This window comes from Priestia endophytica DSM 13796 (assembly GCF_900115845.1).
GTDB lineage: Bacteria > Bacillota > Bacilli > Bacillales > Bacillaceae_H > Bacillus_I > Bacillus_I endophytica.
Genome location: NZ_FOXX01000003.1, coordinates 1 through 19,180 on the forward strand (window position 1 = coordinate 1; position 19,180 = coordinate 19,180).

General features: G+C 36.7%; 22 protein-coding genes and 1 pseudogene. 15 read left to right on the forward strand and 8 right to left on the reverse strand.

All coding sequences use genetic code 11. The features are described from left to right. From BM012_RS06805 to BM012_RS26315, 4 genes and pseudogenes are all read right to left on the reverse strand, one after another. A pseudogene (locus BM012_RS06805) lies at nucleotides 1–239 on the reverse strand (hypothetical protein); the annotation flags it as partial. A gap of 458 nt (nucleotides 240–697) precedes the next feature. Continuing rightward, a complete protein-coding gene (locus tag BM012_RS06810; RefSeq protein WP_061802834.1) occupies nucleotides 698–1,270 on the reverse strand; it encodes a replication-relaxation family protein in 573 nt (190 codons plus the stop codon). Continuing rightward, the gene (locus BM012_RS06815; RefSeq protein WP_235606112.1) at nucleotides 1,254–2,192 is read right to left on the reverse strand and encodes an FtsK/SpoIIIE domain-containing protein; all 939 of its coding nucleotides are present in this window, start codon (nucleotides 2,190–2,192) and stop codon (nucleotides 1,254–1,256) included. The genes BM012_RS06810 and BM012_RS06815 overlap by 17 nt, the downstream gene beginning before the upstream one ends. Nucleotides 2,193–2,540: 348 nt before the next feature. Beyond that, nucleotides 2,541–2,717, reverse strand: a complete 177-nt coding sequence (locus BM012_RS26315; protein ID WP_167360134.1) for a hypothetical protein — start codon at nucleotides 2,715–2,717, stop codon at nucleotides 2,541–2,543. Between the two features lie 164 nt (nucleotides 2,718–2,881). Between BM012_RS26315 and BM012_RS06820 the strand changes: the two genes are divergently transcribed. From BM012_RS06820 to BM012_RS06830, 3 genes are all read left to right on the forward strand, one after another. Next, nucleotides 2,882–3,094, forward strand: coding sequence for a helix-turn-helix transcriptional regulator (locus BM012_RS06820; protein WP_061802832.1), 213 nt, complete (start codon nucleotides 2,882–2,884; stop codon nucleotides 3,092–3,094). A gap of 254 nt (nucleotides 3,095–3,348) precedes the next feature. Further along, entirely contained in the window at nucleotides 3,349–3,546 is a 198-nt protein-coding gene (locus BM012_RS06825) for an IDEAL domain-containing protein (RefSeq protein ID WP_061802831.1), read from the forward strand. 709 nt (nucleotides 3,547–4,255) lie between these two features. Continuing rightward, the gene (locus BM012_RS06830; protein WP_061802830.1) at nucleotides 4,256–4,765 is read left to right on the forward strand and encodes a GNAT family N-acetyltransferase; all 510 of its coding nucleotides are present in this window, start codon (nucleotides 4,256–4,258) and stop codon (nucleotides 4,763–4,765) included. A 281-nt stretch (nucleotides 4,766–5,046) separates the two neighbouring features. Here the strand turns inward: BM012_RS06830 and BM012_RS06835 are convergent, their stop codons facing one another. The 3 genes from BM012_RS06835 to BM012_RS06845 form a co-directional block, all read right to left on the reverse strand. Further along, nucleotides 5,047–5,163 carry an HAD hydrolase family protein gene (locus BM012_RS06835; RefSeq protein ID WP_082802487.1) on the reverse strand — a complete coding sequence of 39 codons (117 nt, stop codon included), beginning with the start codon at nucleotides 5,161–5,163 and terminating at the stop codon, nucleotides 5,047–5,049. Nucleotides 5,164–5,308: 145 nt separating this feature from the next. After that, nucleotides 5,309–5,638 carry a hypothetical protein gene (locus BM012_RS06840; RefSeq protein WP_061802829.1) on the reverse strand — a complete coding sequence of 110 codons (330 nt, stop codon included), beginning with the start codon at nucleotides 5,636–5,638 and terminating at the stop codon, nucleotides 5,309–5,311. Nucleotides 5,639–5,723: 85 nt separating this feature from the next. Further along, nucleotides 5,724–6,194: an NUDIX domain-containing protein gene (locus tag BM012_RS06845; RefSeq protein WP_061802828.1), complete on the reverse strand. Its 471-nt coding sequence runs from the start codon at nucleotides 6,192–6,194 to the stop codon at nucleotides 5,724–5,726. Between the two features lie 266 nt (nucleotides 6,195–6,460). Here BM012_RS06845 and BM012_RS06850 point away from each other — a divergent pair, with 266 nt between their 5' ends. The 12 genes from BM012_RS06850 to fsa all read left to right on the forward strand — a co-directional run bounded on the left by BM012_RS06850 (nucleotide 6,461) and on the right by fsa (nucleotide 17,294). Further along, entirely contained in the window at nucleotides 6,461–7,744 is a 1,284-nt protein-coding gene (locus tag BM012_RS06850; RefSeq protein ID WP_061802827.1) for an NAD(P)H-dependent oxidoreductase, read from the forward strand. A gap of 95 nt (nucleotides 7,745–7,839) precedes the next feature. After that, nucleotides 7,840–8,262, forward strand: a complete 423-nt coding sequence (locus BM012_RS06855; RefSeq protein WP_061802826.1) for a transcriptional regulator GutM — start codon at nucleotides 7,840–7,842, stop codon at nucleotides 8,260–8,262. A gap of 21 nt (nucleotides 8,263–8,283) precedes the next feature. Beyond that, nucleotides 8,284–8,811: a PTS glucitol/sorbitol transporter subunit IIC gene (gene srlA / locus BM012_RS06860; RefSeq protein WP_061802825.1), complete on the forward strand. Its 528-nt coding sequence runs from the start codon at nucleotides 8,284–8,286 to the stop codon at nucleotides 8,809–8,811. 38 nt (nucleotides 8,812–8,849) lie between these two features. Then, nucleotides 8,850–9,854 (forward strand): PTS glucitol/sorbitol transporter subunit IIB, encoded by a 1,005-nt coding sequence (gene srlE, locus BM012_RS06865; protein WP_074842804.1) that lies wholly within the window; start codon nucleotides 8,850–8,852, stop codon nucleotides 9,852–9,854. A gap of 36 nt (nucleotides 9,855–9,890) precedes the next feature. Continuing rightward, the gene (locus BM012_RS06870) at nucleotides 9,891–10,250 is read left to right on the forward strand and encodes a PTS glucitol/sorbitol transporter subunit IIA (RefSeq protein WP_061802824.1); all 360 of its coding nucleotides are present in this window, start codon (nucleotides 9,891–9,893) and stop codon (nucleotides 10,248–10,250) included. A gap of 55 nt (nucleotides 10,251–10,305) precedes the next feature. After that, nucleotides 10,306–11,244 (forward strand): sugar-binding transcriptional regulator, encoded by a 939-nt coding sequence (locus tag BM012_RS06875; protein ID WP_139210311.1) that lies wholly within the window; start codon nucleotides 10,306–10,308, stop codon nucleotides 11,242–11,244. A gap of 76 nt (nucleotides 11,245–11,320) precedes the next feature. After that, on the forward strand, nucleotides 11,321–13,324 hold the full coding sequence (gene tkt / locus BM012_RS06880) for a transketolase (RefSeq protein ID WP_061802823.1): 2,004 nt from the start codon (nucleotides 11,321–11,323) through the stop codon (nucleotides 13,322–13,324). A gap of 36 nt (nucleotides 13,325–13,360) precedes the next feature. After that, entirely contained in the window at nucleotides 13,361–13,627 is a 267-nt protein-coding gene (locus tag BM012_RS06885; RefSeq protein ID WP_061802822.1) for a phosphocarrier protein HPr, read from the forward strand. Between the two features lie 121 nt (nucleotides 13,628–13,748). Next, nucleotides 13,749–15,461, forward strand: coding sequence for a phosphoenolpyruvate--protein phosphotransferase (ptsP, locus tag BM012_RS06890; protein ID WP_061802837.1), 1,713 nt, complete (start codon nucleotides 13,749–13,751; stop codon nucleotides 15,459–15,461). 23 nt (nucleotides 15,462–15,484) lie between these two features. Continuing rightward, entirely contained in the window at nucleotides 15,485–15,931 is a 447-nt protein-coding gene (gene rpiB / locus BM012_RS06895; protein WP_061802821.1) for a ribose 5-phosphate isomerase B, read from the forward strand. Nucleotides 15,932–16,048: 117 nt separating this feature from the next. After that, the gene (locus BM012_RS06900) at nucleotides 16,049–16,555 is read left to right on the forward strand and encodes a hypothetical protein (protein WP_061802820.1); all 507 of its coding nucleotides are present in this window, start codon (nucleotides 16,049–16,051) and stop codon (nucleotides 16,553–16,555) included. 70 nt (nucleotides 16,556–16,625) lie between these two features. Further along, nucleotides 16,626–17,294 (forward strand): fructose-6-phosphate aldolase, encoded by a 669-nt coding sequence (gene fsa / locus BM012_RS06905; RefSeq protein WP_061802819.1) that lies wholly within the window; start codon nucleotides 16,626–16,628, stop codon nucleotides 17,292–17,294. Between the two features lie 285 nt (nucleotides 17,295–17,579). On the opposite strand, the gene BM012_RS06910 is transcribed toward fsa, so the two are convergent. Next, nucleotides 17,580–19,160: an FGGY-family carbohydrate kinase gene (locus BM012_RS06910; protein ID WP_061802818.1), complete on the reverse strand. Its 1,581-nt coding sequence runs from the start codon at nucleotides 19,158–19,160 to the stop codon at nucleotides 17,580–17,582. Nucleotides 19,161–19,180 lie beyond the last annotated feature (20 nt).

Below are 19,180 nucleotides of genomic sequence, written 5' to 3' on the forward strand. Positions count from 1 at the left end.
ATATCGTGTTTCTCAGCAAAATAAGTATCTTTCGCATAAACAAAGCCTTTATCTGTTGCTAGAAAGCAAATCATATCAATGGCGTTACGTGTTTCGGGTTTTAAACGAGCATATGAATCTCCAAATACAGACTCTACCATACTTAATAATTTATACTTCATTTGTTTCTGTTCATGTTGTGTTTTCGTATAAGATTCATAGTTTTGCATACGGGCAAAATCATCACTGAAAATTAACATATTTTCTCTCCTCTTTTCTGTAGGAAAAGAAAAAGGGTGTGTTTACCGTTTAAAAATTCGGTAAACACACCCTTTACGAAAGAGAGTACAATAAACCCTTGCAATAATTAAAGTTTTACTGTAAAATGCAGATAGAAACTTTAACTATTGTGAACAAGGTTTGAGGTAAGTGTTTACCGTGGGTGAGCACGGTGAGCCGTCGTAGGATGCTACCAACATCGCTACGATTGCCTTGAACCTTTTTTCTATTCCGAACTGTCTAATTGCTGTTATTATAGCAAACTCTACCAATGTGCACAATGTATATTCGACCTATTTTTATAGATTTCGCTTAAATGAGTTACTATTTTTTTGTTTAAATATTATCTTTTAGAACATAGTTCTAAAAGATAAATTGACTCTCATAAGGGCTGCCTGGTTGCACTTTGTCCATATTAGAATCTATACCGTTTATAAATTTATAAAAAATAATTTTCAAAATCCTCTGTCGTTAAAATTTCTGCATTGACTTTATATTCCTGACACCAGCTTAGAATCCTTTCTTTTCTCACTGAAGTGGTCGTATAAAAGATGAGTAAAGCTTGTTGATGGCCTAAAGCTTGAAAGAGGGAACGATACAGTTTAATTTTCTTTTTATTTTCGAGCATCTTCTGTTTGAGATCCACTTCTACAAAACAAATGACACCGTGAAGGGAAAAGCGAGCATCACTAATGAGCTTATAGGTTTCTCCTTGGATCCTCCATTCATTCGGTCGTTCCACTTTCCAATCCTTCGGACACCCATAATACAAGTAAATATCATTCCGTCTCACTTTATGTTCTAACTGTGTTAAATGAGGTTTATTCTTCTCCGATCCAATGTGTTGACGTCCTTTCTTCGATAAATAGTAGACATTTTCATGGAGACGCTTGTGATTTAAAAAGGAACTCATATTATAAAGAACACGATTGGCATTGCGGACACTTTTCAACTGAAAGAGAGTTTGAAGTTGGGACCGACTCATACACTCCAACTTATCCAAGGCGTACATAATCTTCTCCTGTCTCGTTTGGCACAACTGTTTGTTTTGCAACTTCATAGCCTCCAATCCGTTTCCAGATTTCCTCATGATTGAGGTAGGGGACTTGCACTTCTTTCACTTCATGCGTTTTAATCAACGCACGCCCTTTAATGTCCGACGGTAACGCTTCAGCTCCATACGCATCCAGGGCTACTTTGGACGCATAATCACTTCCCAGGCGAAAACTCACCTTTAAATCCGCATTTTGCTTGATAGAGCCATTCAATACATTGGAGGTAGGGTATTGGGTTCCATACACCAATCGAACGCCTAGAGCGCCTCCTAGACGTGCAATTTCACTGAGGATGGATTGACACTGCGCTAACGTCTTCTTTTCTTCTTTCTCCATAAATTTCTCAGGCGTGAGTTGGGCGGCTTCATCAATGAAAACAAACAGACGTTGGGAGAGGGGAGTGTCTACAATATTAGACCATCCTTGACGCTTAAAACGGTCCATTCGTTCCGTCATATCCTTCTGGACTTGTTTCAAGGCGTATAAGGCCTCTATGGGATTACTGGCTATACGCTTGACTTGTTGAAGGTTTTGATACCGATCAAACTCTAATCCACCTTTTAAATCGATAATAACGAATTGGGCATCCCAAGGATGATGCTCAATGAGATAGGTCATCATAACTTTCATCATGACTGTTTTCCCAAAGCGAGTCGTTCCCGAAATGGTGGTATGTGGTGTACGGTCAAAATGGTGGAAATGCCACCCTTGACGGTTTTTCCCTAATGGGACCATCCATCCTTTACGATAGGGAACCTCTTCATACGACACATAGGAAGGCATTTTATGCTTTGAAATTTCAATGATGAGCCACTTCTTGAACGATACGTTTACTTCTTGATCTAAAGTGACGGATAAAATCTGTTGTAACGTTCGCAAGGTTTTTTCTTCTAAAGCTAAAGGTGTGCGATAAATGAGCTTAATTCTTTTCGTACTTTTATACTCCCGAACAAGCTGAGGATATCGGTTGTTTTTACCGTCTTTCACATGGATATGGTAGTGCTCAAAGGTCTGTTGAACGATACGATGTTCCTCACTCGATGTATTCCTTCCAAACCATAAAGCTGCGGCACTTGTTAAAACCGGAATCGCCATGAGTTCCCACATGATTCTTCCTCCTTCTTTTTATCTTCTTTAGATAGTTCCTTACAAAAGGAAGCTTCCAAATGTTGTTCTGATCACGATGAACCTATTCCTTTTTCTATACTAGCCTGGTTGGAACGTTGGTCATAAGAAAGGAAGGAAAGAAGACAAGGTATATAAAAAATAGAGCAAGCTCCCCAATATACCAGCATTCATTCCAATCTGCATAATCACTCTCACTTTCGATTTGTCGACCCATCCTTTTTTCTCCGCATAAATCACCGTAAACAACACTAGGCTTGTTCCCAGGACTGTAACCATTTGAACGCCTCCTAAGTTGGTATAGTGGAGTGTATGTTGTATGGCTTGCACACTTTATCTTGTCCCATAAAAAAAGTTTTACGGGGGTTTAATACTTTTTGTATAAGGACGTTAAAAAGTGGACATAAATGGAGTTATAAAAACGTAATATAGAGGTGTAAAGAATGGGTGTCAAAAGAACGAAGCTGAAGAATTGGTTAGTGAAAGAAGGACGTTCGCAAGAATGGCTAGCGAAGAACGCCAAAATCTCAAGTACAGCAATGAGTGAAATTTGTACAGGTAAACGAGACCCCACTATATCTACAGTGAAGAAGATTATGTCTGCCATTAGGAAAGTTAACAAGAGCGCCAAAGCAGAAGATTTTTTTGATATCTAGAATTATAGATTGGAATATTGTCGTGAAAAAGCGAATAGTTATATGTCATAAATATACTTAAGACCGCCTTATACACTATGGATACTGGGCGGTCTTTGTTATGGGTATGCTTATGATTTTAAAAAAGCTCAAGCCCTTGTCTATAGCCTTAAGGCTATATGACATTAAAAATTTTATCTATCAATCTCGTATTAAAAGAGTGTAAAAGGGGAATACTTTTTACCAAAGAGAAGAGATAAAGGGGTTGACATTGGATGGAAAATAACGTGTCTAATGAAATGAACCAAGTTGAAATAAATATAGAGGACGAGGTAGTGGCTGAATTATTTTTGAATCAAGTGGTGAAGGATTTCAAAAAAGGTAAGATCCTTGAGGAAATTGACCAATCATTAAAAAATAAAGATAAAGAAACTTTTTTACGCTTAACGGAAGAACTTCAATTGTTTTTTTGATAAGAACTTATTAGTATACAAAAGACTCCTCAAATAACATATTACTTCATATCTAAAAAATAAGGACTTCAACCATGACTCAGTATCTGTCGCCATTATCTAAAGGCTAGAGTAAGCATAGGTAGAACTTCACCAACCTTCATATAGCAAATAAAAAAGAAACCCTTTGCTTAGCACTAGCAAAGGGTTTTTACATATGGGGGAATACATGAGCAGTATGAACAGTTTTGTAGATTGATATACATGTATGTTTGTATATCCTACCCTTTATTAAAAATACGACAAGGGTGGTTGTGGTAGGTGGGGGGACGTTTTCCATGTTAAAAGAAAGCATGAAAATAGCATAAAAGGATTTCTTTTTATATAAAAGAGAAATAAATGAGCAACAAGGGGATTTGTGGAAAGTGTAGGGAATATCCCCACAAGCATATAGTAGTTGTCGCCATGAAAATAAAGTAATATAGGGCTGTATTTTGCATTTATCTTCTGTTTGGTGAGTAATAGTCTACTAAATACAAAATTCTATTGGGGTATAAACATAAAAATATTACCTCGCAAGGGTATTCCTAGAAGAAAAGGTTTATAGAATGGGATTGTTGACTTTATATTTTGCTCAATATCTAGCTGGCAGTTATATTCAATAATTGGATTAATCAACGTGCGGAGTTATAGTAAAAAGTATAAAGAGATAAGAGGAGAGATTAGTTAAATGGTAAAAATCCGTGAGGCTTTAGATAATGAAAAAGAAATAATTCGAGAACAAAGAGTGAAGGCATATGAGGAACATGCACAAATCATCCCAGAAGGACATTGGAATGCTCTTAAAAAGGCCATATCGTCAGATTCTGATGAACAAATCCATGTTGAACATCTAGTTGCCGAATTAGATGGGGAAATAGTAGGTAGTGTTGCTTTGTTCCCCGCAAAAACAGATGCTTATGAAGGACTTGTTGATATGTTAGATTATCCTGAAATAAGAATGCTTGCTGTCACACCACATGCACGAGGAAAAGGTGTGGCTGAATTATTGATAAAAGAATGTATTCTTCGAGCAAAAGTAAGTGGTTCAAAGTATATTGGTTTACATACCGGAGACTTTATGAAAACGGCTATGAGACTGTACGAGCGTATGAACTTTATACGAATACCACAATTTGATTTTCAACCTGCCGATGACGGAATTATTGTAAAAGCGTATCGACTATCTATTGATTTATAACCATATCAATATTTACGAAAAGTCGTAACCATTCATACTTTACATACAGAATACAGAAATACCAAAGAGCAGTACTTTATAACTGATTAAGTAAGCTGCTCTTTGGTATTCTTGTTATCTTATTTTGAGACGGTCTTTTATATTTTTTCATTACAAGGATGATTCTCAAATTAAGTGAATAGATAATCATATTGTAGATGTCCATGGAATTAAAATTGATGTCTATGATGAGTTGAATAACGACCTTTCTGATAATCAACATTATGTTAAGTAATTTTATATCAAATAAGTCCGATTTCTTTTAATCCATAATAAATTCCATCTTCATCGATATGTTTGGTTGTAAATTCGGCAAAAGGTTTCACGTCATCGTGTGCATTTCCCATCGCTATTCCCATCCCAACAAAATTTGCAAAGTTCTTAGTTTAAAGCCCTTTTGGTCTACTAGACGGCTTATTGCGAGGATTGAAACTATGAACACGTCTCAAGGGGATAAGCCTGTCCAATTATGTTTGCAACAGAACCTGTAAGATAGTTACCTACTTAATTCTTAAATCGTTTAATGAATTTACGTGAATCATTTAAGTCTCTTATAAGTCGATAAGGCTTAGTAATAGCTCGAGCCGGAAGTCTTACTAGGAATTTATTCAAATCTTGTTTATATTCCTGTGTAATTCTGACTGGCTTTGTTGAAATTCTCTCATAAATTTCTTTATAAAATTCTTTCATAATATCTATCTTAATTCCTTGTATACGATGGCATTCTTCACATTCAATAGTGTTAATTTTATTATTGATATAAAAAATAATATGGGGAGTCTCATCCCGGCATCGAATGCAATATAGATTAGCCTCCATTTTAGATCCTTTCAAAATCCATCCTCTCCCTCCGAAAAATTGACAAGATGATTTCTAAAAAATACTTTTAGCTTCACAATTTCCCTAATTCTTAATTGGACTATCGTATAAAGGCTTTACTATTTCCACTAAGAGCATCCTGAATTCGTATCTTCTGAGTGACATGAATATTTATAGTATCTAACTTACTTAATGAAATAAATTCTACTCTTTTTGATTCACTACTAGTTGCTAGTGATCCACCTATCTTCTCACATAAAAAACAAATGGAAAACTGTTGACGAACTTCTCCATCCTCATATGCTATAACATGATTAGGATCACTGTATACGCCAACTAGTTGTTTTACTTCTACATCAAAACCAGTTTCCTCTTTAACCTCTCTTTTTATAGCATCTTCCACTGTTTCTCCCGGATCCACATTGCCACCAGGTAAAGACCACTTTCCATTATCAAAACGTTCCTGCAATAAAATTTTTTTTACATCCTGAAGAACAACAGCTGAAACAGCAGGAACAATCTTTTGTGGCTTTGGCGCATTATCACTGTAATAATAGTCTATTCTATTCATTTTATGACATCTGTCCTTTCGTATTTTTCTGATTTTTTATTATTTTTTATTGACAGCCCTTTCATCTCATTCTACAATAAGTCCATAGCAATTAACAAATGTTAAAGGGTGTAGAAAATGTTACAAAAACGTTTCATTTGATAACAACAGTAAATAATGTTAATTGTTAATTTACGATATTAAGGTCTGCAGACTATTTTTTTACTTTTGTATGAAAGCGTTTAGTAGAATTAATTTTAAGAATTTTCATAAAGGGGATGGAACACATGTCAATTTATCAACAACTTTTAGAAAGAGAACGTGCAAACGAACCGATTAAAGTAGGGGTTATTGGTGCTGGACAAATGGGGTTTGGAATGATTGGTCAAATCTCTCACATTCCTGGTATGAGTGTAACTGGAATTAGTGATATAAATATTGAGGCAGCAGAAAGAGCTGCAAATTATTATAATTCACAGGCATCTAGAAAAGAATCTATTATCGTAACAAATGATTTTCGTGAAGTTATTCAATCTTCGAATGTAGAAGTTATCGTTGATGCGACGGGAGTTCCCGAAGTAGGAGCTAACATTTCACTTGAAGCTTTAAGATCTAAAAAACATCTTGTTTTATTAAATGTTGAAGTAGATATTACAATCGGTTCCGTAATGCATCAAATGTTTACTAACTCTGGATTAGTTTATAGTGGATCTGCTGGGGATGAGCCGGCAGCAACACTTGAATTATTTGAATTTGCCAAAACAATGGGAATGGAAGTTCTAGTTGCTGGTAAAGGGAAAAATAATAAATTAAACGTCACAGCAAACCCTACTACTGCACAAGAAGAGGCAAATAAGAAGAAGATGGCTTCTCATATGCTTGCTGCTTTCCAAGATGGTACTAAAACAATGGCTGAAATGAACTTATTGTCGAATGCTATTGGATTTGTACCTGATGTAGTTGGGATGCATGGAGTTTCTGGAGATCTAGATTCAGTTATTAAAGACTTAGACCTTAAAGAAAACGGCGGAGTGTTAAATAACTTTGGTGTAGTTGAATATGTGGATGGACTTGCACCTGGAGTATTTGTCATTGTAAAAGGACAAAATGATGCTGTAGCACATGAGCTGGATTATCTATTGAAAAAAGGTGAAAGAGATCATCACATTTTATTTCGACCATATCATTTAGCTAGTTTAGAAACGCCTATTACTATTGCAAAAGCCGTTTTACAGAATGAAAGCTCTATTCAACCACTAGGGGCACCTATTTCTGATACGGTTTCCGTTGCAAAACGTGATATTAAAGCCGGAGAAACCCTAGATGGTATTGGAGGTTATTCTGTACGTGGGGTTCTTGAAACTCATCAAGATATGAAGCGAAATAATCATATTCCAATTGGTTTAATCAGTGGAAATGTAGTGGCGAAAAAGGATATTCGTCAAGGGCAATTCCTAACAACTGACGATGTAGAATTAGACCCTACAACAACGGTCTGGAAATTAAGATCGCTTCAAGATAGTCTATTCCCTACAGAGATAGCTGAGAGTAAAATTGTAACTACTTTGTAAGCTCATAGGCGTGCAGCAAAACTCTTTGTTAAATAAGAGTTTTGCCCGCACCCTTTTTCTTCCTCAAAAAGAACTTAAAGGGGGCATGACTTCATATGAAATTTGTTATGATTCTCTGTTTTTTGCTAGTAGTTCAATATGTATTTACCTTCATACAAGTCCGTTATTACAGAAAGAGTACAAATGATGTTGTAAGCACTTACAGAGGAAAAAAAGGGTATTATTTGTTTTCTGGTACAGAAAGAAGAAAATTTCGTCCTGGAGCCATTGCTATGATAGTTGTTGATAGTAACTATATAATTCAGGAATGCCATGTAGTCAATGGTTTTTCAGTCTTATCTAAGTTTAAGGAGATGAGCAAATATAAGGGACAACCTCTAGGAACTGTACTAGATGAGTTACAAGAATTTAAAACAAATAGGAATTATAGACGATTACCAGCTATTAATACAGCTCTTTCAAAGGCTGCTGAAAATGCTTTATTGTCAATCTCTACAAAAAATATCTCTATGCTTTAATGGAAAGGAGTGTTGATTTCCATGGAATGGATTCAATGGTTCGGCGAACACTTTATAGGAATGTTTGATGCTGGTGGTAAACAGTTTATGGATTTAATGACTGGAATTGTTCCTACTCTAGTTGTGTTACTCACATTTACGTATGCAATGATTAAGTTCATTGGAGAGGAAAGAGTCAATAAGGTCATTCAGTTCGCAGCAAAGTATACACTATTAAGATATACATTAATGCCTATCCTATCAATCTTATTATTAACAAACCCAATGGCTTATACTTTTGGAAGATTTCTACCAGAGAAACAAAAACCAGCTTTTTTTGATTCTCTAGTTACTTTCTTTCATCCTGTTACAGCTTTATTCCCTTACGCAAATGCAGGAGAACTTTTCGTCTATTTAGGAATTGCTAATGGTATAAAAGAGGCTGGTTACCCTATGTCTGATCTTGCTGTTCGCTATTTCCTGATAGCAATTGTCATTATGCTTTTACGCGGAGTGATTACTGAACTTATCACAAAATATCTAGCTAAAAGAATGGAAGCGAATTCTTAATTGAAGGAGGAATCACCATGACTCGAGGGGGAACAATCATGAATAAGCAGCGTGCAATCTTTGTGGATAAAGGTTCTGGTGGTTGGGGAACAGGTCTAAGAATTGAACCTAAAGGAAAAAAGACAAAGGTTGTTTCTATTACAGGGGGAGGTATTCATCCAGTCGCAAGAAAGATAGCTCAGGTATCAGGAACAGAAGCTATAGACGGATTTAAAAATTCAGTTCCGGAAGATGAAATGATGTGCGTTGTAATTGACTGTGGAGGAACAGCAAGAATTGGACTTTATCCTATGAAACGTATTCCTACAGTGGATGTCCTTCCTTCTTCACCTTCAGGTCCACTGGCTAAGCATATTAAAGAGGATATTTTTGTTTCTGGTGTTACAGAAAAAGAAATCAGATTAGCTGATGAGCAAATAGAGAGCCATTCAGAAACTAGTCAACTCAACACAAGTAACAAAGAAAACTCTAACATAAATAATGAAGATTTGAAAAAAGAAGATCAGGGAGACAGAGATAACTTCCTAATGAGGTTTTCAAAAGGCATCGGAAAAGTAACAGGTACCTTTTATCAGGCTGGACGAGATTCAATTGACATGCTTATAAAGAATATAATTCCATTCATGGCCTTCGTAAGTATGCTTATTGGAATCATTAACTACACAGGTATTGGCGATGCGATGGCTACCTTTTTATCACCTCTTGCTGGTTCTTTGTGGGGATTAATAATTCTAGCATTTGTTTGTTCCTTACCATTCTTATCACCAGTGTTGGGACCAGGTTCTGTTATAGCTCAAATCATAGGTGTCTTAATTGGTACTGAAATAGCAAAAGGAAATATTCCACCTCAGTTTGCGTTACCTGCTTTATTTGCTATTAATGCTCAAGTAGGTGCTGATTTTATACCAGTTGGTCTGTCACTTGGCGAAGCGAAAGCAGAAACGGTACAATATGGTGTACCGGCCGTTTTATATAGTCGTCTTATCACTGGGGTTCTTGCTGTTATAATTGCTTATGTTGCAAGTATTGGGTTATATCAATAAATTTGAAATGATTATAAAACAAATGGGGGTATTAGAATGTATAAGTCAATTGTAAAAGAAATCGGAGAATTAGCTTTATCATTTGAGGAAGAAAAGATTATGATTTTATTTGGTCCTCAAACACCAGAAGGATTGCGTGAAATGGCTGTAATTCATGAAGTTGAGGAAGATCAGTCAGAGGGTCCAATTAAAGAAGGGAATACTTTCAAAATTGATGATCAGGAATTTACTGTTACAGCTGTAGGGTCTGCAGCTAACAACAATTTAAAGGAACTAGGGCATATTTCTATCTACTTCAGCGAGCCTACTGGGGAAGTTCTTCCTGGTGCTGTGTTTGCTAGCCCGCATATGCTTCCGAAAGTTAAAAATGGTAGTATCATTGAATTTAAATCGTGATTTATAGGACCTCCTAGATATTAAATCACATACAAAGAAAAAAGGGGGTACTAATTTGAACTTACCTGAAGACAATAGATTGTTTGTTAAAGTAGCTCATATGTATTATGAGGAAGGACTTAATCAATCTCAGATTGCTGAGGAAATTGGTGTAAGTCGCTCTCTTATTTCTAAATACCTTTCAAAAGCTAGGGACCTGGGAATCGTTGAAATTATTATTCATGATGAAACGATTCATCCTTATAGAAAACTAGAGGGAAAGATTGAACGTTTATATGGATTACGTGAAGTAGTATGCGTTCCCAACCTTGGAGGAGAATCCTCAAAAAGTAGATTAGGAGCTGCAGCTTGTAAATACTTGTTACGCGTAATGAGAGACGGACAAACGATTGGAGTCTCTGCAGGAACAACCATGTATGAAGTAGCTAAGGCTATGAACTCTAATCACCCCTATCCTTCTGCTACATTCGTTCCTCTAGTTGGAGGAATGGGAAATGAACGAGTAGATATACATGCTAATCATATTGTAGCTAAGCTCGCTGAGAGTCTACAATCTCAGTACAAGCTTCTTCATGCTCCAGTAATGGTGGATTCCAAAGAGGCAAAAGAAATATTTATGAGGCAAACTTCTATTCAAGACATTTTTAATGTATCTGCCCAATCTGATATAGCAATTGTAGGAATTGGAGGAACTCCTGAACATTCAACTATGGTGAAGTCCTATCTAGGTCAAGCACATCAAGAGTATTTTAATCATAGCGATGTAGTTGGAGACATTTGTTATAATTTCATCGATAAAAATGGGCAATCATCTTTTATCTCCTGGAATGAAAAAATAATTACATTGGAATTAGATCAATTAAGGGAAATCCCACTTGTCATTGGAGTGGCTTGCGGATTAGAAAAAGTACAGGCAATACAAGCAGCGTTAGAAGGCAAGTTGGTAGATGTATTAGTGACAGATGAACAAACAGCACAGGCTTTATTAGATTAAATCAACAATACTGGGGCGAGACATTCTTAGAATCGTCCCAGTATTTTTTGAAAAATAGGAAAGAGGAGAATGAGAAATGAATCTATCTATTGAACAGTTATCTGTTTCGACCATTCGAACACTCTCTATAGACGCAATTGAAAAAGCGAATTCAGGCCATCCAGGAATGCCAATGGGGGCTGCTCCAATGGCGTATACACTATGGACAAAATGTATGAATCAAAATCCTAAAAATCCAAATTGGTTTAATCGTGATCGATTTGTTCTTTCAGCTGGGCATGGATCTATGCTCTTATATAGTTTATTACATTTGTCCGGCTATGACGTCACCATGGACGATATTCAATCATTCCGCCAATGGGGAAGTAAGACTCCAGGACATCCGGAATATGGACATACCCCAGGTGTTGATGCTACGACAGGTCCTTTGGGACAGGGAATTGCAACGGCTGTTGGAATGGCAATGGCTGAAAGACATTTAGCTACGAAGTATAATCGTGACTCTTATGAAATAGTGGACCATTATACATATGCAATCTGTGGAGATGGAGATTTAATGGAAGGTGTTTCAGCAGAGGCTTCTTCTCTAGCTGCCCATTTAGGCTTAGGCCGTTTAATTGTATTATATGATTCAAATGATATTTCTCTTGATGGAGATTTGCACCGTTCCTTCTCCGAAAACGTGGAAGAACGTTACAATGCGTATGGATGGCAAGTTCTTCGGGTAGAAGATGGTAATGATATGGAAGAGATTATGAAAGCCATTGAGGAAGCTAAAATAGAAGAAACCCGTCCAACTTTAATTGAAGTAAAAACAACCATTGGTTTTGGCTCTCCAAATAAATCTGGGAAATCTGATTCTCATGGTTCTCCATTAGGTAAAGACGAGACTACATTAACAAAACAAGCATATTTGTGGCATTTTAATCAAGAGTTTCATGTACCAGAAGAAGTATATGAGCATTTCCGTTCAGTTGTAAAAGAAGCTGGTGAAAGGAAAGAATCAGAGTGGAATAGCTTGTATGAACAATATAAAAAGGCTTATCCAGAATTAGCAATTGAATTGAAGATGGCAATGGAAGGACGTCTGCCTGAAAATTGGGATAGTAATCTGCCAAAATATGAGGAAGGCAAAGCCATTGCTACCCGTTCATCTTCAGGAGATGCTATTAATGCTATTGCGGAAACAGTCCCATTTTTCTTTGGCGGCTCTGCGGACCTTGCTGGTTCTAACAAAACCTATATAAAAAATGAAAAAGATTTTTCAAGGAAAAATTACAGTGGTAAAAACATTTGGTATGGCGTGCGTGAATTTGCAATGGGAGCGGCCATGAACGGAATAGCCTTACACGGTGGTTTGAAAACTTATGGAGGGACGTTCTTTGTATTCTCGGATTATTTACGTCCGGCTATTCGTCTTGCAGCACTTATGAAATTGCCTGTGACCTATGTATTAACACATGACAGTATTGCAGTTGGTGAGGATGGGCCTACACATGAACCAATTGAACAGTTAGCAGCATTGCGTGCAATGCCAGATTTATCTGTTATTCGCCCGGCTGATGGAAATGAATCAAGTGCAGCTTGGAAAATAGCATTAGAATCTACAGACAAGCCAACGGCATTAGTATTATCTCGTCAAGACTTACCGATATTGGGAGGAGCAAAAGAAGATACCTATAAGAAAGTGTCTAAAGGGGCCTATATCGTTTCCCCAAGTAAGAAAGAAACACCTGATGCGCTTCTTTTAGCAACGGGTTCCGAAGTTAGTCTTGCAGTGGAAGCACAAGAAGTATTAGCACAAAAGGGGATTGATGTCTCTGTTATTAGTATGCCTGCTTGGGATCGCTTTGAAGTTCAATCTGCTGAGTATAAAGAATCTGTATTACCAAAAGTTGTAACAAAACGTCTTGGCATTGAAATGGGCGCTTCTTCTGGATGGTACCGTTACGTAGGAACAGAAGGAGAAGTATTAGGGATTGATCAGTTTGGTGCTTCTGCCTCTGGTAAAGAAATTATCGAGAAATATGGATTTACAGTAGATAATATTGTAGAAAAAGTAAAAAACCTACTTAAATAGTTTGAATATTCAAAATATAGAGTGGAGGAATCAGAGATGATTGAAAAAAGTTACACAATAATAGATGAAGCAGGAATTCATGCGCGTCCTTCGACCGCATTAGTCAGTGCTATTACACCTTTTAAATCAGATGTAAAGATTGAATATAAAGAGAAACAAGTAAACTTAAAATCCATTATGGGAGTTATGTCATTGGCAATTCCTAAAGGAGCGAGTGTAAAGGTAATTGCAACAGGCGATGATGAATCACAAGTCATTGAAAGTATTGATGTAGTCATGAAAAAGGAAGGTCTTGCTAAATAAGACTAATAAAAGACCAGGGGAACACGGTATATCTTGAAATGACAGAAGAATAAGATGTAACTCTGGTCAATCTTAAAAACTATAAAAGTGAGGGGTGGGGAAGGTAATGACTATTGAAACAATGTCTACAGTAATCAAAGGAATTGCAGCTTCACCGGGAATTTCCATTGCTAAGGCTTTCCGACTGGAGAATCCAGATCTTACTGTAGAAAGAATCTCAGTAAAGGATACAGATAAAGAATTATCGCGATTTGAAGAGGCGCTTTTACGATCTAAATCAGACCTAGACGTTATTAAAGAACATGCTCGTAAAGAGATTGGCGAGGACAAGGCAGATATTTTCAATGCCCATCTTCTGGTACTGAGTGATCCAGAATTAATTGATCCTGTCAAAGAGAAGATTCAAAATGAACAAGTAAATGCCGAATTTGCCTTAAATGAAGTGGCGGTAATGTTTGTAAGTATGTTTGAATCAATGGACAATGAATATATGAAAGAACGTGCAGCCGATATTCGTGATGTAACGAAACGTGTGCTGACCCATCTTTTAGGTGTAAAGATTACCAATCCAAGCCTCATTGATGAAGAAGTGGTTATCGTTGCGGAAGATTTAACGCCTTCTGATACAGCTCAATTAAATCGTCAATATGTAAAAGGTTTTACAACAGACATTGGTGGGCGTACTTCTCATTCTGCCATTATGGCTCGCTCTATGGAAATTCCAGCTGTTGTAGGAGCGAAAACCGTACTATCCGACATCGAAAATGGTGTACTGGTTATTGTAGATGGACTAGATGGACAAGTCATTGTTGACCCAACTAGGGACGTTGTCAAGACATATGAAGAGAAGAAAGTGGCTTATGAGGCTCAAAAGGCAGAATGGGCAAAGCTCGTTAATGAAAAGACGGTCTCAGCTGATGATTACCATGTAGAATTGGCAGCCAACATTGGGACTCCAAACGATGTAAAGAGTATACTTGAAAACGGTAGTGAAGGTGTTGGATTATATCGCACAGAGTTCCTATACATGGGACGTGATACGCTTCCGACTGAAGAAGAGCAATTTGAAGCTTACAAAACAGTACTAGAGCGTATGGAAAAGAAACCGGTAGTCGTTCGTACACTCGATATCGGTGGCGATAAGGAGCTTCCATATTTGGACCTCCCAAAAGAAATGAATCCATTCTTAGGATTTCGTGCGATACGTCTATGCCTTAAAATGCAGGATATGTTCCGTACGCAGCTTCGTGCATTACTTCGGGCAAGCGTATATGGAAACTTAAAAATCATGTTCCCGATGATTGCAACCCTTGATGAATTACGTCAGGCGAAGGCCATCTTGTTGGAAGAGAAGGAGGCACTTCAATCAGAAAGTATAGAGGTGTCTGATAATATTGAAGTTGGTATGATGGTAGAAATCCCTTCTTCGGCAATAAATGCGGATTTATTCGCAAAAGAGGTTGATTTCTTTTCGATTGGAACTAATGATTTAATACAGTATACGCTGGCAGCTGACCGTATGAATGAACGTGTTTCTTACCTTTACCAGCCATATAATCCGGCAATTCTCCGTCTCGTAAAAATGGTCATTGATGCAGCTCATAGACAAGGAAAATGGGCAGGAATGTGTGGGGAAATGGCAGGAGATGAAATTGCGATTCCAATCCTTCTTGGATTAGGATTAGACGAATTCTCTATGAGTGCCACTTCGATTTTAAGGGCACGCTCCCAAATCCGACATTTATCAAAAATAGAAATGGAGCAGCACATAGAGACTATACTCTCCATGTCTACAACAGAAGAAGTCGTAGCATTTGTGAAGAGCCACTTTTAAGTAAGGGGGGAGGAAGAACAAAGATGAAAGTAGCTATTGCATCTGATCATGGAGGCATGAATATCCGAAAAGAAATTATTTCATTGTTGGAAGAAATGAATATTGAGTATATAGATTTAGGATGTGAATGTAATAACTCTGTTGATTATCCAGATTACGCCATCTCTGTAGCTGAAAGGGTAGTAAGTGGTGAAGTAGACCGTGGTATCTTAATTTGTGGAACAGGTATTGGAATGAGCATTGCAGCTAATAAAGTAAAAGGAATTCGTTGTGCGCTTGTACATGATACTTTTAGTGCTAAAGCAACAAGAGAACATAATGATACAAACATATTAGCTATGGGAGAACGTGTCATTGGCCCAGGTTTAGCTCGTGATATAGTAAATCTATGGTTAAAAACACCATTTGAAGGTGGTAGACATGGATCGCGTGTTAATAAAATAACCACATATGAATCTATTCATCCATGATATGCGAAGAAGTAATAATTCTGAACCTTTCCCCATAAAAAAGTTTAATGGATAAAAGCTTACCAATGAAGGCAATATTGAACGTATTTCATTAACTAAGAAACAGAGGGATAAATAATGAATCTATTAGATGCTAAGTTAATAGAGACACAATATGGATTAGAGGCTTACATTGATAAGAGAAACAATGTAGAAATTACTACTATTTATACTTCTGCTAGAGATACTTCTCTGTGCGAGATTAAATTGGGAATTAGTTACTTTCTTTTAAGAGATAGAAACTTTGAAGATAAAAAGAATTATTTTTGGATTAAATGGAATCAACATACCGATTTAATTACACTAATTGAATCAAATATAGAAAGCCTATTTGCTGTTAAAAATGAAGCTGAAAGAGAAGCGACAAAGAATTTAATTGGAATGTGGCTGATTAAAACCGATGCATTTAATTATGCAGTTACTCAAAAGATACAAAACCTAAAAGAAGATGTAAATATTCAAACTGAAGACGATATAAAAAAACGAAGTAATGCTATAAAGTTCTTGAAAAAGTCACTTCAACTTGAAGTTGAAGATATACAAAATGCATCTATACAGCAAAGATATTATACAGCTATGGTATAAAGAAAATAGACTATTCAAGGCTGTACAGCTGATTATTAATTTAGATTTTTAGAAACCGGAGGCAATTATCATGAAATTTTTTATCGATACTGCAAATCTTGAGGATATCAAAAAAGCATATAGAGTTGGTATTTTAGCTGGGGTGACAACAAATCCTTCGTTGGTTGCTAAAGAAGGCGTTACATTCGAGGATCGGATTGCGGAAATCTGCCAATCAGTACCAGAGGTTGAATCTGTTTCTGCAGAAGTAACCCCTGACGCTGTAACAGCTGAAGAGATGATTTCACAGGCAGAAGAACTCATTAAAATTAATGGCGGAGATGAGAAAGTAACTATTAAACTTCCTATGACGTTAGCTGGTTTAGAGGCTTGTCGCTATCTTAACAAAAAAGGTGTTAAAACGAACGTTACACTTATTTTCACTGTGAATCAAGCACTCTTGGCTGCTCGCGCAGGTGCCACATATGTTTCTCCATTCTTAGGGCGTTTAGATGATATTTCCGAGGATGGTGTCCAATTAGTAACGAAAATTGCTGAATTATTCCGTGTGCAAAACTTGGATTCACAAATCATTGCAGCTTCTGTTCGACATCCGGATCATGTAACCCGTGTAGCTATGGCTGGTGCTCATATTGCAACTATCCCTTATAACGTTATTGAACAGCTTGCCAAGCATCCACTAACAGATCAAGGTATGGAAAAATTCGCTGCTGATTGGGAAAAAGCTTCTAAAAACTAACATTACCTAAAGCAATTGAACAATTAAAAATAAAGAAGGACATCTTTAAATAGAGTAAGCCCTTCTCGAAAAGTATATCTATCTAGGGAAAAAATAAAAAGCACAAACCTGTTGTTAATCAACGGGTTTGTGCTTTTTTACTTCCTTACACATATTTTATGTAAACTAAATTAACTCTAAATTCCTTCCAATAAAAAAGAACCCTTTGCTTAGGAATAGTAAAGGGTTTTTACATATATTTGAGTAATCTCCAAAGGAAAGCTTAACAAATTACAATATATTTAATTAAACCAAGATTTCTTTCTGAATACTGATTGACTGATTCTGATTAATTTTTGTATTTTCCCCAATCCATTCATGAAATTGAGGATATGCTTTTCTATATTGTTCAGCGTATAATTGATATTTCTCATGGTTTTCTTTATTAGGTTCTATTCTCTCCTCTTTAAAGCGCACCATATTAGCCGTAGCTTCCTTAATATTTTTATACGCTCCTCCGGCTACGCTAGCTAGAATTGCGGAACCTAAACAAGCTACCTGATTATCCTCTGGTACGTTTATAGTGACATTGCTTACATCGGCATGAATCTGTAAAAATAGGTTACTGTTTGTTGCTCCTCCAGCTGCATATACCTCTGTAACGTTAATACCATTATTTCTAAAGTTGCGAATGTTACAATCTGTCCCGTAAGAAATCGCTTCCATAACAGCGCGGTAAATATGAGCTCTGCTATGTTTTAAGGACAAACCGGAGATTAATCCTCTAACATTTGGATCTACATGAGGTGAGCGATTTCCTTGCCAATAATCTAAAACAACCAATCCCTCAGAACCTGGTGGTATGTTAATAGCCTCTTGATTTAATAAGTCATACACACTCATATTCTTATTATTAGCCAACATCTCTAAATCTTTACAAAAGTTTGTTCTAAACCATTTAATTGTTGAACCAGAGGACGACTGTCCTGCCTCTACAAGTCTTAAACCAGGAATAACTGCATCGGGAAAAGCACCTAATATTTCTTTTGCATGAATTGGTTTAGTTGTTAATGTATAAATGTTATGTGAGGAACCTGTAATAAGAGCTAGCTTTCCAGGTTGAGTTATTCCTAAACCAATTATGCCATTAAGGGCATCCACACCACCTTGAGCCACTGGTGTTCCTATTCTTAACCCTAATTCTTTTGCTGCTTTTTGTGTAAGCCCTCCAATATGTTCACCTAATGCACATATGTCTTGAGGAAGTTTTTCAAAAATATCACCTAAACCAATTGATTCATAAAAAGACTTTGGAACATCTCCTTCTTCTCTATTGTAATGCCATCTATACGTTGTTGTACTAATACTTCCAGTGTATCTTCCTGTAAGTCTATACGTATACCAATCAGAAAAGTCTATGATTTTGTTTGCGCTTTCATAAATGTGCGGTTCATTTCTCTTTAGCCACAGAGCTTTGCACACCATCCACTCTGGTGAAACTTTTCCATACCCGTTATATTTTAGAGCCTCATCTTTAGTAGATGAAATAAACTGAGCTTCCTTTTGAGAACGGAGATCCATCCATAATAGAGCACGTCTTAAAGGCGTTCCGTCCTCTTTACAAGGGACAATAGTAGCACACGTTGTATCTAAACTTAATCCAATAATTTGATCTTTATTCACTCTAGACTGATTCATCGCCTTTTTTACGCTACTGACTAAAGCCAACCACCATTCATTTGGATCTTGTTCTGCCCAACCCGGTTGAGGATGATAGGTTTTGTATCCAGTAACACCTAAACCAACCTGATTCCCATATAAATCATATATACCTACCCTTACACTCTCTGTTCCCGCATCTATCCCTATAACTAATTCCTTTTTCACTGTTCGTTCTCCCCTTCAAA